Origin of the sequence: Paenibacillus sp. FSL R5-0636 (genome assembly GCF_037974255.1) — a bacterium.
In the GTDB taxonomy this organism is placed as follows: domain Bacteria; phylum Bacillota; class Bacilli; order Paenibacillales; family Paenibacillaceae; genus Paenibacillus_AQ; species Paenibacillus_AQ odorifer.
Window position 1 is genome coordinate 6,103,805 of the sequence record NZ_CP150232.1, and the last position, 15,392, is coordinate 6,119,196.

Below are 15,392 nucleotides of genomic sequence, written 5' to 3' on the forward strand. Positions count from 1 at the left end.
AATGATTGTAGAATTCACGCAGAGGAAGGAACATGCTGTTGTGCTAACTTACTTACTGCTCTTAGTCATCGGGCTAGCAGCTGGCATTTCCGGTTCATTGGTCGGACTTGGCGGCGGGTTCATCGTTGTGCCTGCGTTGGCTTTCCTTTTTCCTGATATGGAGCCTTCACATCTGGCTGGAACATCAATGGCGATGCTGCTTTTCAACTCCATCTCAAGCACTTATGTGTATGCAAAGCAGAAGAGAATCGATTATCAAGCAGCGCTCACCTTTGCCGCCGTCTCGATTCCGGGTTCAGTAATAGGTGCACTCTTTACCAAGCAAATGGGCGGGAGAATGTTTTTCGTAAGCTTCGGGATTTTCTTAATCCTTGTCGCTTTATTGCTCTTGTTCAAGCCGAACAAACCCTTCCATTGGCCTTTCAAACCAACCGTAAAGCGAAGCTTTTCCGATAATAGCGGTGCTCATTTCGAATATGCTTATCATATGCCTACCGGCATAATCATCAGTTTTCTTGTTGGCTTTGTAGCAAGCCTATTTGGGATTGGCGGCGGGAGTCTTATGGTTCCGACAATGACCTTACTTCTCGGCTTTGCCCCCCATATCGCTGTTGCAACTTCTATGCTTCAAATTTTCCTGTCAGCTATCGTAAGCACCACAACACATGCCTTTTTATTGAATGTTGAATGGTTTATGGTGTTAGCCCTAGCACCTGGCGCAATTATCGGCGGTCAAATTGGCGCACGACTGGCAAAACGCCTTCCTGCCAAGCTGCTTCTAAAGCTATTAGCCGTTTTTCTCATCATCGTTTCGCTTCGTTTGATGATGAAAGGTTAGGTCATTATGTAAAAAGTCCTGATGGATCATGAGTTTCTTGATCCTCAGGACTTTTTTATTGTGACTGTGGGAGTGATTCCTTGGCTAATTCTATCGAATTGTAAGTCTCTTCAGGATTTCTTTAGAATTCCCCCACCTAATTCCTCAGTTTTTTTAGTTAAGATTTCTGTATTGAAGTAAGCGAAGGAGGCGGCATATTGGCCAGTAATACCATTTTAGAGCTAATCAATCAGTATGGTTATCTGATTTTTTATCTTGCTTTCACGCTAGGCCCTTTTGGAATTCCAATTCCTAATGAAATTACGATCCTCACCGGAGTTACCCTAAGCCACATGGGGATTATCAATTTCTGGATGACTTATTTCTGCATTTTGTCAGGGTTATTAACGGCCTTTACGGTTGCCTACTTTGCAGGTAAATTCTTTGGGCAAAAGCTGAAGTGCAAATTTGAAGCTAATAGACATTTTAAAAAAGCAGAGCAGATTCTAAAAAAACGAGGGCGTACAGCTATGTATATCGGCATGTTTATTCCAGTTGTACGTTACATCATTCCCATGTTGATCGGGCTCAGCGGTACAAGCTATAAACGATTCGCCCTTATTTCATATCCCAGTGCTTTAAGTTGGACCTTACTGTTCTTTTTTGTAGGAACATACTTTGGAGATCACATCCTATCAAAATTAATAAACATCTAAATTAATTCTAAAATTATGGAGGAATTCCAAATGAGCTTCAATGAAAAACTCTTATTTTTAAGAAGTTTTATTCATGATCCAAAACAGGTAGGCAGTGTTACCCCGAGTTCCCGGTTTCTGGCACACAGCATGGTTAACCAAGCCTCTTGGCATGAAGTTAAAGCAGTCGCTGAACTTGGATCAGGTACAGGTGCAATCACCCGTGTAATCAATACTAAGGTAACTAGTACAACGAAAGTGTTACTAGTTGAGATGGATAAAACCATGAGGCATAACCTGAAGACAAACTATCCGGATTTCTCCTGTTATCATAATGCTGCTAGTTTAGTAGAATCAATTAAAAGTTCACATATTCATCAGTTAGATTGTATTTTTAGTGGGCTGCCCTTTTTCAATTTTGAGCCCGAATTAAGAAGTACATTGGTTGAACAGATCTACCAATCCCTTAAACCTGAGGGATTATTTATCGCCTTTCAGTATTCACTTCAAATGAAGAAGCAACTCTCCGAATATTTTAATATTGATACAATAAAATATGTGCCATTTAATTTCCCTCCCGCTTTCGTCTACGTCTGTCGTAAAAGGGAAACATAATAAAATAAATATAGAAGAGGGGCAGCGTCCATTGAATACAATTCTTGTTGCAGATGATGATTCTGAAATTCGAGATGTGATTCATGTTTACTTAAGGAATGAAGGTTACCATGTGCTTGAAGCCGCAGATGGTCAAGAAGCGTTGAGTACAATACAAACAACACCCATTCAACTGGTTATCCTAGATGTGATGATGCCTCAAATGGATGGTATCACAGCCTGTCTCAAAATTAGGGCAATATCAAATATCCCAATTATTATGCTCTCAGCCAAGCAAGAGGACATTGATAAAATCACAGGTCTAACTACCGGGGCAGATGATTACATGATCAAACCGTTTAATCCACTGGAACTACTGGCCCGTGTAAAAGCTCAGTTACGGCGCCAGTCCTTAATTGGAAAGGAAGAATTCAACTCTCTGCTTATAATTAAAAACCTGATCATAGATAAAAGTAAACATTCCGTAAAGTTAAATGGAATTGAAGTTTCATTAACTCCACTAGAGTTTGCGATTTTAACCCTGCTTGCAAGCCGGCCTGGGCAAGTTTATAGTTCGGAGCAAATTTACGAGAGTGTATGGAAAGAGCCTTACGGATATTCTGACAATACCGTAATGGTTCATATTCGTAACTTAAGAGAAAAATTAGAGGAAAATCCAAGAGAACCTCTGTATATTAAGACAGTCTGGGGAGTTGGTTACAAAGTTGATTAAAACCATACGAAATCTACAAATAAATAAACGCATTCAGTCCAATATTTTAATCAGGATGGTGTTGAGTTTCATAATTACCATTGCGATAAATACCTCACTTAGCATCTTGTTCTTTCATTTTGGAAATGCAACAAAATTGGATTGGGTGTTCAATTTTCTTGCCTACCTTCTTACTCCGATGTTTTTCATTATTTTCGTTATTACATTTTTTACATTGACCCGGCGAATCGTCAAAGATTTAATTGCGCTGGAACAAGGACTTCAAATTATATCCGAAGGTGATTTGAGTTATCGGGTAAATGTTGTTCGCCAAGATGAACTAGGACTGGTGGCTTTGAACATCAACCGGATGGCAGAGCGCTTAGAGCAACAGATCATCAAGGAACGCGAAATAGAAAAATCCAAGATGGAGATGATCACGGGGATTTCACACGACTTACGCACCCCTCTTACAAGTATTATCGGGTATATTGAGCTTTTACGTACAGAATCGTACCAAGATAAAAAAGAATATACACGTTTTATTCAAAACACCTATAACAAGGCGCTTCATTTGAAGAAACTCCTCGATGATTTGTTTGAATATACCCGACTTAATTCGGCTGACTCCCGTTTAAATCTGGAGAGAATCGATTTGTCGCAGCTTTTGAATCAATTGCTATTCGAATTCGAACCGATCGCTCAAGAAAACAATGTCCACCTTATAAAAGATATAGATAAGAGTCCAATCATCACCTTAATCGACAGTGAGAAAATAGCCAGAGCCATAGATAATCTACTTATGAACGCCTTAAAATATTCCATCAGCCCGGGAAGCATTAGCATACGAATTACAACCGATTCTGAACACTGTACCATTGAGATTGAAAATAAAGGGACTCCCCTCTCACAGGATCAAGAAAACCGTCTATTTGAACGATTTTATAAGGTTGACCACTCAAGAAAAAGTCAGGGAATTCAAACCGGGGCAGGACTTGGTCTTTCGATAGCTAGGAATATTGCTGAGTTGCACAAGGGTACTTTAACGCTTAAACACACTCATGACGTCTTCACATTCCAACTGAGATTGCCTTTCGGAGAGGATTACTAATTGATTATGTCTGAATACTTACTTTTCTTACAAGGCTTCCTCAAAGATCCAAAGCGGGTAGGAAATATTCTACCCAGTTCGCCATTATTAGCCGATAAAATAGTTCAGTCTGTACAATGGCATAATGTAAATGCCGTTGCAGAGCTTGGAGCTGGTACAGGTGCTATTACACGTCTCATGACATCACAATTAAAGAATTCTACAAAAGTGCTTTTGTTTGAGCGGAATAAAAAAATGAGAGAACACTTAAAAGCAATTTATCCGGAATGCATTTTCCATTCCAACGCTAGCTACTTACTCAAGAAATTGAATCAGGAAGGCATCCGTGAGTTAGATTGCATAATTTGCGGATTACCATTTTTTAATTTTTCAAGTGAAATGCGTGACAAAATCCTACATCAGATTGTTAAGTCACTTAAACCAGGCGGAATTTTAGTTGCATATCAGCACTCGCTGCACATGAAAAAAAGATGGGCTAAACAACTACTTATTGAGAAAATTGAATTTGTGCCTTACACTTTTCCTCCAACATTCGTATATATTTGTCGTAAAAAAGAATGACATATGAATATTCGAAAAATAGTAATTTCTAAAGAATATATAAGTATTGAGAATGGAAATGGCCAGGCCAATACTGTTGCAGGATTATAAAAAAGTCCTGATGATCAAGATTATCTTGATCATCAGGACGGGATTTACTGTGAAAAACTACGTTCCAAACGGTGATAATTTATCCCCGCTGTCTCATTCCCTCAAACAGCAAAATCGTCGCCGCCATTGCGGCGTTCAGCGATTCCGCGCGGCCTGCCATCGGGATGATGATACTCTTGTCCACGAGACGCGCCGTTTCCGGTGAGATGCCTTTACCCTCGCTGCCAATCAGCAGCCACTGGGTGCCGTGGAAATCGTGCTCATAGCACGATTCTTCGCCCTGCAGCGAAGTGCTCACCAGCAGCGCCCCATTTTCCCGGGCCTGTGGCAAAATCTCACTTAACTCTCCCTCCACCACCGGAAGATGGAACATCGAGCCCATCGTGGACCGGATGGTCTTTGGATTATAGAGGTCGGCACAGCCTTGTCCGAGGATCACGCCGTCTGCTCCCGCTGCATCCGCGCTGCGGATAATGGTGCCGACATTGCCGGGATCCTGCACGCCGTCCAGCACAACCACAAAACTGTCCTTCTTCGCTAGGATAGCTTCTACAGCCTGCTGTTCCTTCCGCACGATGGCAAACACAGGCTGCGGCGTATTGGTGCTGCTGCATTTTGAGATGATCGCCGCCGAGACACCAATCACTTCCATTCCCTGAACAGCCTGAAGCAGCCCCTTAAGTTCAGCTGGCATTCCCTTGTCGAGGTCATAAGCAAGGCATTCCACATCTGCTTCAGCCAGCAGTGCTTCCTGAACCAGGTGAACGCCCTCTACGATATATTTACGAGCCTTGTCACGGTGCTTTTTCTCCTGCAGCCCGGCCCACTCTTTAACCCGCGTATTTTGCGGAGACATGATTTCCATAAAGTCTTCCTTTCTTCTGCCTTGCCATTTATTCTTTGTTCCTACTGATACGCCATCTCCAGCTTCGTCAAGTTATCCTTATGCCCAACAATAACAAGGATATCTCCATCGATCAGGCGATCTTCTGCACGGGGAGAGATGTTCATCTCTTCACCTTGGCGGATGGCCATTACGTTGCAGCCAAATCTTGCGCGGATGTCGAGCTCCTGTAGATTTTTTCCGAGCATCGGTCCGGATACCTTCATATCCAGAATACTGTAGTCCGGCGACAGCTCAATATAATCCAATATATTAGGCGAAGCAAGATGATGCGCAACCCGCATTCCCATATCCCGTTCAGGATAAATCACCTTGTCCGCACCAATTTTGCTTAATACTTTGCCGTGCAGTTCACCTTTGGCTTTTGCCAGAATTGCAGGCACACCCAGGTCTTTTAGAATAAGTGTTGTCAGGATGCTAGCTTGAATGTCCTCGCCAATGGCTACAACCACCACATCAAAATTGCGAATACCAAGGGCACGCAGCGCCTCCTCATCCGTGGAATCTGCAGATACGGCATGAGTTACAATACTTGAAATCTCCTGTGTTCGCTGCTCGTCAGCATCAATCGCAAGTACATCAAACCCCATGCCGCTGAGCGCCTTAGCAACACTAGATCCGAAACGCCCCATACCGATGACGGCATATTGTTTTTTGGCCATGTCTATGTACCTCCCGTAGCATTCTATATCTCAAACAGTATAGCATAAGCCAAGAAGAAACGTCATTGCCGTCCTTTATGGATGACAACCGTTTCTCGTAGAAATATAGGATGATATATATGTGTCAAACTTATACTATCTTATATTTGGACAAAAACTTGAATTTCCAGCACCTTTGCAGGGCACATTATAACGAGGTCAATATCACTATATTTTCAAAAAAGGAGGTACATTATGCCCGTTACCATTGACTTGCGCCAGGCGATTCTTCATAAAGTGCACGGTCAATCTGAAGAGGATTTACGTCACATGATTGAAGGCTCTGTGGACGGTCCGGAGGCAGCACTCCCGGGACTTGGCGCCGTGTTCGAAATGATCTGGAAGGATTTAGACCCCGCTAAGCAAGATAGGTTGGTTACCATGCTACATGATCACCTGGAGACCATTACCCCTGGGAATATCACATCGTAAACTGACCGCAACTAGTCAAAAACCTCCGCTCACCATGGTGTAACTTCACCTATGGAGGCGGAGGTTTTATTATAACATTCAGCAAGTTATAGCGTCCTAATTATAGTAATGCTTTTGGAGCCATTTCCAGGAATTTAGCTGTCGGGTTCTTATCCATCGCTGTCCGCATAGCATATTCGTTCTCGAACAACACGACAAAATTGCCCTTCTTATCCGTCACCAACGTTGAGTTGATTCTGAATTTGCTCGCATCCGGCTTAGTATCATCTACGATCCAACGTGCAAACTGGTATGGCATTCTCTGCAACTGAACATCCACACCATATTCACCCTTCATGCGGTACTCAAACACTTCAAACTGCAGTTGTCCAACTACACCAAGCAAAATATCGTCAAAGTTGACCGTGCGGAACACCTGGATCATGCCCTCTTCAGTCAGCTGATCGACACCCTTCTGGAACTGCTTCGATTTCAACGCATTTTTAATACTTACTTTAGCAAAAATCTCTGGTGAGAACGTTGGCAGCTCATCGAATTCCATATCTCCTGCTTGGCTCAATGTATCACCAATTCTAAAAATACCTGGATCAAACAGACCGATGATATCTCCCGGATAAGCTTCCTCTACGATATCGCGGTCTTGCGCCAAAAATTGCTGTGGTTGCGCCAGCTTGATATCTTTACCGGCACGTACATGCTTCACGCTCATACCCCGTTCGAATTTCCCGGACACAATACGCAGGAAAGCAATCCGGTCACGGTGAGCCGGGTTCATGTTCGCTTGAATTTTGAACACATAACCAGTGAATTTCTCATTCGTTGGTTCTACTACCCCTGTAGTACTGCGGCGTGGTTCAGGCTTCGGTGCCAGATCCAAGAAATTATCGAGGAAAGTCTGTACGCCAAAATTGTTGATCGCACTGCCAAAGAACACAGGTGTGAGTTCACCACTTAATACTTTTTCATAGTCAAAAGCATCGCCTGCTACATCCAGCAGCTCCAGATCCTGACACAGTTGATCATGCAGATACTCTCCAGCCATTTCGCGAATGATTGGATCACGGTATCCGTCAACCTTTTGAACCTTGATTACGGAGTGATCGTCACCTTGGAACAGCTCTACCTGATTTTTCATCCGGTCATATACGCCGCATAGCTCACGTCCACTACCGATCGGCCAGTTCATTGGCACAGAACGAATACCAAGAACCTGCTCCAGCTCTTCCATCAGATCAAACGGGCTACGTCCTTCACGGTCCAGCTTGTTAATAAAGGTGAAAATCGGAATGCCCCGTTTAGCACATACCTGAAACAGTTTGGTAGTTTGGGCTTCCACACCTTTTGCCACGTCAATAAGCATGACCGCACTATCCGCTGCAGTTAGGGTACGATAGGTGTCCTCACTGAAGTCTTGGTGACCCGGTGTATCCAAAATGTTCACACGATGATTCAAATAATCAAACTGCATCACGGAAGACGTTACAGAAATCCCCCGCTGCTTCTCAATTTCCATCCAGTCACTCGTCGCATGTTTATTCGCTTTACGGGCCTTAACCGTTCCCGCCAGACGGATCGCGCCACCGAATAACAGCAGTTTCTCCGTTAAAGTTGTTTTACCCGCATCCGGGTGGGAAATGATCGCAAAGGTTCTGCGTCTATCCACTTCCTTTTGCAGCTTCTGATCTATTGCTTTGTTCATTACACATATCCCTTCATATATAAAATTCCTGCTTCTGCTTCAATTACACTGGGGTTCATCAAATCGGTGCTCTGCTCATTGTTCATACCCCTTCATTTCTGAATGAATAGCTCTTAGGTCTAGCTCCAGTCCGCTTCAAGTGAAAGCATCCTCTAAAGTATATCAAAATCCGGCAGACATTATCTACTAAAAAGCGCGTGCCGCAAAATATCTCCCGAATGGTCTGGATTATGATCCCCACATATCATTGCTCAAAAAAATAGATGTATTTCCTACACTTACTTGAAGTATTAGCATTTTCATTAGCCTTTAGTTGCATTTGATGCAATTAAAATTAAGTTGTGCACGCTTTTCTGCCTTATCCGGTGATTATAGTTGCAGAAAATACATCTAAAAGACTAATCACAACGAGATAAGCGATTTTAATTGTACAAAGTGCAGTTATTAGAAAAGTGCCCAGATCCCCCAAACACCGTCTGAAGTCCAATCTTTTAGATCTTAGCATTACAAAAAATCTCCCTGCATCCTCTGCAGGGAGATAGCATTAACTCAAGGTTTAGTTATTCTTCAGCCAAACCACATTATCTTCATCTTGGCCGTTTACAGGCCACCAATGGAAACCTTCTTTAGCAAGCAGTTCATCTGCTTCCACTGGACCCCAAGAGCCAGCAGGATAAGAAGATAAGTCGCTAGACTCTTCGCTCCATGCTTTCGCAATACGATCCACGAACGACCATGCCGAGGATACCTCATCCCAACGAGTGAAATAAGTTGAATCTCCGCGTGCCGCATCATGTAGCAAGCGCTCATATGCTTCCGGAGAATTGATTCCAACCAGGCAGCTCTGACAGAAGTCCATAGCCAGCGGTTGAATCTCAGACTCGGAACCCGGTTTCTTGGCATTAATCTTTACGTAAATGCCTTCCATTGGGTTCACACGGATTACAAGGAGGTTAGGCTCAAGTTTATGCTTTTGTCCCAAATAAACGTTGGTTGGCATACCTTTGAACTCAACTACCACTTCCGTCGTCTTCACCGGGAGACGTTTACCTGTACGGATGTAGAAAGGAACTCCAGCCCAGCGGAAGTTATCTACAAATACACGGGCAGCAAAATACGTCTCTGTATTCGACTCAGGATCAACCTTATCTTCCTGACGGTAAGCAGGAAGGGTTTTGCCTTGGTGTAAGCCTTGAATATATTGTGCTCTTACGACATTCTCACGAACCTCATCAGATGTCGCATAAGGACGAAGGGAACGAAGTACCTTCACTTTCTCATCACGAATATCTTCTGCGAGCAGACGGCTTGGTGGTTCCATAGCAATCATAGTCAGTAGTTGCAGTATATGATTCTGGCCCATGTCCCGTAAGGCTCCCGCATGGTCATAGTAACCACCGCGTTCTTCTACACCTACGGTTTCGCCAAGTGTAATTTGAATATTGGCAATATGTTTATTATTCCAGAGCGGTTCGAAAAAAGCATTAGCAAAACGAATCACTTCGATATTCTGTACCATTTCTTTACCAAGATAGTGGTCAATCCGGTAAATTTCCTCTTCTTTGAAGACCTGACGAATCTGTTCGTTCAGCTGTTCAGCCGACTCCAGATTATAGCCAAAAGGCTTCTCAATTACGAGGCGATTCCAACCCGTACTATCCAGCATCCCGCCAGCTTTAAGGTTGAAGGAGACACTGCCGAATAATTCAGGCGCCAGCGCAAGATAGAACATCCGATTGCCCGGAATACTGAATTTCTCTTCAAGAACTTCAGTTTGTGCTCTTAGCTCGCGGAAACCATCAATATTGTTTATGTCCAGAGATTTGTATTCGAAATGCTGTACAAATTCATTCCATTCGCTCTCTTCTCCCGCTTTGTAACGGCAGAATTCAAGGATGGATTCCTTCACATCACTTCTAAATTCTTCCTGAGTACGCGGGCGCCGCGCCACGCCAATTACCGCAAAATCTTGTGCCAGCTTACCTTCACGGTACAAGCTGTAAATCGCCGGGAAAAGCTTACGCCGGGCTAAGTCTCCGGTTGCCCCAAAGATAAAAAAGACAGCACCGGGTGTGTGCAGTGCATCAAGGGTTTGATTTTCAGCCATGGCTCCTCATCTTTCTGTATGTAATATAGTTTATTGACATGCTCAGCGTCGGTACTAACATAAGGTGAATAACGACGTTATGTCATTTTAGCATATTCCTAAAAAGGATGCTATCACATTCCTGACAAATACTCTCGGGATTTCGCAAATTTCAATTAATATTTCTTATTATTAACTATATCTGCACTTATATAAGAGAAAAATGTCAATATTCGATGGTTATTAAAGGAAAGCCTATAGTTACGCGGTTTGTCCCCTTCTGATCTTCATGATGCACTGCGATTTGGGCAGAAACTGACTGATTTCCACTCATCACAGAGCGATTCAAATTAGGAATCGAATACGTACGGCTAACCGTTGAGATATCCTTGTAGCTTTCTCCTCCGGTCACAGCTTCAAACCGGTCATGCATCAATGACTCCGTCTGTGCTAGAACTTTTTCAGGTGCTCCCTGTTCTTGCGCGCTTCCTTGAAGGGATACATTCCATTCGGCCTTAATTTTATTCTGTTCAAGAATCATACTTATTTCACGAGCAGCCGCTTGAAAGCCAGCTTCATTTTGCAGATCAGCCGTATCTAACGTTACAATCACATAACTGTTTCCTGCACTAAGCTCACTCCAAAATAAGGAGAGCCGCGATTCATATGGTTTTACAGCTTCTGTACGATAAGTCATATGTCCATCTTCCTCAGTACCTGACGGTACATTCAATCCGAGACTTGTGCTTAACTTAGCAACTTCGGCAGACAGATCCGCGTAATTGCTGCTTTCTCCCTGCCACTTTAACACTAGACGCAGCGGTGAACCAGAAACCGTCGTTTCTTTTCCAAGATCTATTAAACTCCCAAGAGCATGATTTAGTTCGGCTCCTGTTGAAGCTTGGTTAACGCCCTCATCAAGAACGGTTGAATTCGCTTTAACACTTTGCAGATTAACTAGCAGAGCCGCAGCGCAGCACACGATTATCATTATAAAAAAAGTCCCTTTTTTTGTTCCGTTGTTCAGCTTCATCTTCCGCATATGTCATTCTCCCTTCGAACCTCTCTAGCAATCTACTAGACAGTATGTTCGAATTAGGAGATTCTATACCTGAAATATTCCCACAAAGAGAGGGATTTGTTTCAATGCGTACTCAGATACTTTGCGGAGGCCCCAAAACTACTTTCTTATATTATAACAAAAGACTGAAGCAGAGGCTTCAGTCCTTTGTTGTTATTCAGCTAGTCCATTTTTATATGCATAAATTGCTGCTTGGGTCCGGTCTTCCACGCCCAGCTTCGCGAGAATATTCGTTACATGAAATTTCACAGTTTTGATTCCAATAATTAGTTGATCAGCAATATCCTGATTCGATTTACCCTGCGCCAACAGACGTAATACTTCCATCTCGCGCTCCGTAAGCTCTTTATAAGCAGGTGATTCTCCTTTTGCATTGTTTCGAAAACGGTTCATCATTTTAGAGGCCACCTGTGACTCGAGCACGGACTGTCCTCTTGCCGCAGCGCGGATCGCATCCGCCACTTCACTAGCCCGCGAAGTCTTCAGCAGATAACTAAAGGCACCCGCTTCAATAACAGGATACATCTTTTCATCATCCAAATAGCTTGTAAGAACAATAACTTTGATCTCTGGGTATTGCTTCATCAGCTGTTTAGTCGTTTCTATGCCATCCATCCCATCCATTACGAGATCCATTAAGACCACATCGGGATTGTACTCTTGAGCCAGCCGAATACCTTCTTCTCCACTTCCAGCCTCACCTACGACCTCAATTCCATCCTCGGTACCTAAAACAGCTGCTAGCCCGATCCGTACCATCTCATGATCATCTACGAGTAGTACTTTAATTGCTTCCTCCATCTCCATGGTTACTCTTTCCTCCTATTATTCATTGACTAACGGAACGGTAATTTCAATACGCATCCCTTTCCCCGGAGCGGTAATGAACTGAATGGAGCCTCCGATTTCATTAATCCGCTCCTGCATGTTCGACAAACCATAGGAAGCTTGTTTGGTGTCGTCCATCTCAAAGCCGATCCCATCATCACGCAACGTCAAGCGAACTGTATCTCCCCGTCTATGCAGCCGGATTTCTATTTTTTCTGCTTTCGCATGACGAAGTGTATTAGAAATCGCCTCTTGGACGATACGGAACAAGTGATTCTCTACCCCTTTTAACAGCTGCACATCAGGGTCCATCTCAAATACAATTTCGATTGGAACCTTGACCTTAAGCTCCTTGATCAATTCCTGCAGACCTTGTTCGAGTCCCTTTCCTTCCAAATAAACAGGTCTCAAATGCAACAGCAACGCCCTCATCTCCGATTGGGCTACGGCAGACATTTCTTCTATAAGCGCAATTTGCCGCTGGGCTTTATCGAAATCTTTCTCCAACGTCCGGCCTACCGCCGTGGCAGTCATGGAGATTGCAAATAGCTGCTGGGAAACAGCGTCGTGCAGTTCACGCGCAAGCCGCTGCCGTTCCTCCATAATAGCAGATACCCGCGCCTGCTCCGCAAGCTTCGCGTTATTCGTGGACAACCGCTGCAGCGTCGTCACTTGATTCTCCCATTTGCCGCTAATCCGGCCAAGCTGTTCTCCGAGCCTTCCCAGCTCATCATCACCTAGATCCGGCATGGACAGCGTCAAATTTCCCTTTTCCCATAATACGAGGGTCTGCCTAAGACGTTCCAACTGTCGCTTCACACGGAAGCTCTGATAAAAGCCATAACCAATCCCAAAACCCATAGGCAAAAGAATTAGGGTAACGGCTGTCCGCACGCCAAATTTCCAGCTTTCAAAAGGCTTCAAATAGCCATATGTATACATGACATACATTATCACAAGCAGCATGACAAAAGAGAACAGAGCCCCCTCACCCATGCTGCGTGATATCATGTTTTTGTTCTTTTTTTCCATACGGGGACTCTCCCTTCTCTATCAAGCTTATCAGGATAAACGTACATCTAGATCTCCCATTAAATAAGAAACACTAAATTTCACTTTGTATTCACTGCTGTCATAATTGGCTGATTTCCAATTCAGACGGTTTAACATTCCTGTATCCCGCTGGTTGCCGAATTCAATGGACCCAAAGAGCACAAAAGCTTCAATTTCCACGCCGTAATCATCGGACAGGTTAATGTCCATATCGCCAAAAATCCCTTGAAACAGCATGACCGTTTCCTTATGATCCGCCATAGCTAATGAAAGATCCACATCGGCCTCACCCAGTACATGCCAAGAGCTAAGGCTGTGCATCACCCAAGGTGAGCGGTCCCAGTCAAATCTGGATGAAAAGTTCTGCTTCTGCATAAACCCTTCCTTGCGCTGCACTCTTTTGGATTTGGTGAAAAACATCCCAAGTGAGATTAAGCAAATCCCCAGCACGAGCACCAAATGGTCCAGCAAAAGCAATACAGCACCTATCCCGAGCAGTTTATAGCCCTGCTTTACTTTGCCTGATGTCGTACGGTAGACGCCCAGCAGCAGGAACAGAAGCGCGACAATGGAGAAAAAGCCGAGCCATCTACCAAAAATCATCATGCAGCCAACAGCAATCAGTCCGATGGCAATCAAACGGTTTCGTTTATCCATTTCGCACCTCCTAAAAGTTTTGCGAAGCAAAACTCATTTTATAATATCGGATAGATATCCGTCACTATGAGGAATATTATCACCGTTAAATATTATAGCTAGCCGCTATAATAGCCATATCGGTATGGAGATCCATACCGTATGGCTTCTTCTTGTCCAGCATATCATATCCGTCCAAGTTTTAGGAACAGGATTTATTGTTCTTTTTTGTTTAGAGAAGGAGCCGCAGGTGTATCATTCAGCTTGTTTTTCAGTAGCGCCAATTGCTCATCCACTTTCAGTTGCTTCTCAACATCAACGGGTTTGCTATAAGCAGCGGATGGGCTGTAAGGTGCACGCATTACATCTGCTTCAGCCTCAAGCTGCATAATTTTCTCTTCCATCCGGTGGAATCCGAGTGATGCACTGCCACTTTCAATGGAATGTACACTGCTGATTTGCGACATTTGTTTTTTGGCTTTAGCCATTTGAGCACGGGATACAAGCTCATTACGTTTGTTGCGCAGCTTGTAGAACTCATCCTTCATGTCATGCAGTTGTTGCACCAATTCCTTAGCGTGTACTTCAGCTTGTGCGTGAAGATCACTGTATTCCACTTGCTTTTGGTCAAAGTAGATTTTTTCTTCCAACAGCTTGCGAGTTACTTCTTCTTGGCCATTTTTCAGTGCCAGTTCAGCTTGTGATCCACGTTGTGCAGACATTTTTGCTGCTTCTTCCACACGTTGCTTCATACGGCGTTCGTTAGCCATTTGTTTAGCAACTGTTACTTCCGCTTCGTGAATCTCAGCCTCCATATCGCGCAGATATTGGTTAAGCATTACGATTGGGTCCTCTACCTTATCCAACAAGTCATTTACCGACGCTTTTGTCATATCTTTAATTCTTTGAAATACTCCCATGATTTACAATTCCCCTTTCTCATATTTAGACAGTTTTTGTTTGAGTTCTTCTACTTCTTTTTGCAAAGCCTTCTTCTCAATATCCTTCATCATCGCATCCAAACCGGAGTCCGGTGCGGAATAAGCGTTGTTCTTCTCAAAATTAGGATTGTAATTTGGCTGGCGTCCATAAGGTCCATATCCGCCAGTAGCTTGTGGTCCGTGTCCATGTTCCGGTCTGCCTGAGTAGGGTCCGCCGTATGGGCCACCCGGTGCCCCAGGCCCTGGTCCAAAAGGATTATAATGCGTCGGTTCCTTAGGAATGACCATTGCTGCAATGAAGTATACCGGAATCACCGCACCACCTGTGAACGGAATGCTGACCAGTAATAGAATCCGGAATAACGTGGAATCAATACCGAGTGTCTCAGATAATCCACCTGCAAGACCCGTCATCACTTTATCTCTAGTTGAACGATACAATCGACTCATA

At 43.8% G+C, this 15,392-nt stretch carries 17 protein-coding genes; 7 read left to right on the plus strand and 10 right to left on the minus strand.

Going from position 1 to position 15,392, the window contains the following annotated elements; all coding sequences use genetic code 11:
- The first annotated feature begins 1 nt into the window (after window position 1).
- The 6 genes from MKX34_RS27800 (at window position 2) to MKX34_RS27825 (ending at window position 4,490) form a co-directional block, all read left to right on the plus strand.
- On the plus strand, window positions 2–838 hold the full coding sequence (locus MKX34_RS27800) for a sulfite exporter TauE/SafE family protein (protein WP_063829827.1): 837 nt from the start codon (window positions 2–4) through the stop codon (window positions 836–838).
- 197 nt (window positions 839–1,035) lie between these two features.
- The gene (locus MKX34_RS27805) at window positions 1,036–1,533 is read left to right on the plus strand and encodes a DedA family protein (RefSeq protein ID WP_076296422.1); all 498 of its coding nucleotides are present in this window, start codon (window positions 1,036–1,038) and stop codon (window positions 1,531–1,533) included.
- A 30-nt stretch (window positions 1,534–1,563) separates the two neighbouring features.
- Window positions 1,564–2,127 carry a methyltransferase domain-containing protein gene (locus MKX34_RS27810; RefSeq protein WP_076296421.1) on the plus strand — a complete coding sequence of 188 codons (564 nt, stop codon included), beginning with the start codon at window positions 1,564–1,566 and terminating at the stop codon, window positions 2,125–2,127.
- Between the two features lie 31 nt (window positions 2,128–2,158).
- Window positions 2,159–2,839, plus strand: a complete 681-nt coding sequence (locus MKX34_RS27815; RefSeq protein WP_076296420.1) for a response regulator transcription factor — start codon at window positions 2,159–2,161, stop codon at window positions 2,837–2,839.
- A 55-nt stretch (window positions 2,840–2,894) separates the two neighbouring features.
- Window positions 2,895–3,929 (plus strand): HAMP domain-containing sensor histidine kinase, encoded by a 1,035-nt coding sequence (locus MKX34_RS27820; RefSeq protein ID WP_143759046.1) that lies wholly within the window; start codon window positions 2,895–2,897, stop codon window positions 3,927–3,929.
- 6 nt (window positions 3,930–3,935) lie between these two features.
- Window positions 3,936–4,490, plus strand: coding sequence for a methyltransferase domain-containing protein (locus MKX34_RS27825; protein ID WP_081383878.1), 555 nt, complete (start codon window positions 3,936–3,938; stop codon window positions 4,488–4,490).
- 169 nt (window positions 4,491–4,659) lie between these two features.
- On the opposite strand, the gene MKX34_RS27830 is transcribed toward MKX34_RS27825, so the two are convergent.
- Together MKX34_RS27830 and MKX34_RS27835 are read right to left on the minus strand one after the other, a co-directional pair.
- Window positions 4,660–5,445 (minus strand): RNA methyltransferase, encoded by a 786-nt coding sequence (locus MKX34_RS27830; protein ID WP_076104864.1) that lies wholly within the window; start codon window positions 5,443–5,445, stop codon window positions 4,660–4,662.
- A gap of 41 nt (window positions 5,446–5,486) precedes the next feature.
- The gene (locus tag MKX34_RS27835) at window positions 5,487–6,146 is read right to left on the minus strand and encodes a TrkA family potassium uptake protein (RefSeq protein WP_036685517.1); all 660 of its coding nucleotides are present in this window, start codon (window positions 6,144–6,146) and stop codon (window positions 5,487–5,489) included.
- Between the two features lie 234 nt (window positions 6,147–6,380).
- On the opposite strand from MKX34_RS27835, the gene MKX34_RS27840 reads away from it, so the two are divergent.
- The gene (locus MKX34_RS27840; RefSeq protein ID WP_036685520.1) at window positions 6,381–6,617 is read left to right on the plus strand and encodes a small acid-soluble spore protein SspI; all 237 of its coding nucleotides are present in this window, start codon (window positions 6,381–6,383) and stop codon (window positions 6,615–6,617) included.
- A gap of 100 nt (window positions 6,618–6,717) precedes the next feature.
- On the opposite strand, the gene MKX34_RS27845 is transcribed toward MKX34_RS27840, so the two are convergent.
- The 8 genes from MKX34_RS27845 to MKX34_RS27880 all read right to left on the minus strand — a co-directional run bounded on the left by MKX34_RS27845 (window position 6,718) and on the right by MKX34_RS27880 (window position 15,391).
- Complete coding sequence (locus MKX34_RS27845; RefSeq protein ID WP_076206909.1) at window positions 6,718–8,316, minus strand: peptide chain release factor 3; 1,599 nt, start codon at window positions 8,314–8,316, stop codon at window positions 6,718–6,720.
- 556 nt (window positions 8,317–8,872) lie between these two features.
- On the minus strand, window positions 8,873–10,423 hold the full coding sequence (zwf, locus tag MKX34_RS27850) for a glucose-6-phosphate dehydrogenase (RefSeq protein ID WP_036685526.1): 1,551 nt from the start codon (window positions 10,421–10,423) through the stop codon (window positions 8,873–8,875).
- A 205-nt stretch (window positions 10,424–10,628) separates the two neighbouring features.
- Window positions 10,629–11,444: a YwmB family TATA-box binding protein gene (locus MKX34_RS27855; RefSeq protein WP_076104863.1), complete on the minus strand. Its 816-nt coding sequence runs from the start codon at window positions 11,442–11,444 to the stop codon at window positions 10,629–10,631.
- Window positions 11,445–11,636: 192 nt separating this feature from the next.
- Window positions 11,637–12,290: a response regulator transcription factor gene (locus tag MKX34_RS27860; protein ID WP_036685532.1), complete on the minus strand. Its 654-nt coding sequence runs from the start codon at window positions 12,288–12,290 to the stop codon at window positions 11,637–11,639.
- Window positions 12,291–12,308: 18 nt separating this feature from the next.
- Complete coding sequence (locus MKX34_RS27865; protein ID WP_036685535.1) at window positions 12,309–13,343, minus strand: sensor histidine kinase; 1,035 nt, start codon at window positions 13,341–13,343, stop codon at window positions 12,309–12,311.
- Between the two features lie 30 nt (window positions 13,344–13,373).
- Window positions 13,374–14,021 (minus strand): cell wall-active antibiotics response protein LiaF, encoded by a 648-nt coding sequence (gene liaF / locus MKX34_RS27870; RefSeq protein ID WP_036685537.1) that lies wholly within the window; start codon window positions 14,019–14,021, stop codon window positions 13,374–13,376.
- 194 nt (window positions 14,022–14,215) lie between these two features.
- The gene (locus tag MKX34_RS27875; protein WP_036685540.1) at window positions 14,216–14,920 is read right to left on the minus strand and encodes a PspA/IM30 family protein; all 705 of its coding nucleotides are present in this window, start codon (window positions 14,918–14,920) and stop codon (window positions 14,216–14,218) included.
- Window positions 14,921–14,923: 3 nt separating this feature from the next.
- Window positions 14,924–15,391, minus strand: a complete 468-nt coding sequence (locus MKX34_RS27880) for a PspC domain-containing protein (RefSeq protein WP_036685653.1) — start codon at window positions 15,389–15,391, stop codon at window positions 14,924–14,926.
- Between the last annotated feature and the right edge of the window lies 1 nt (window position 15,392).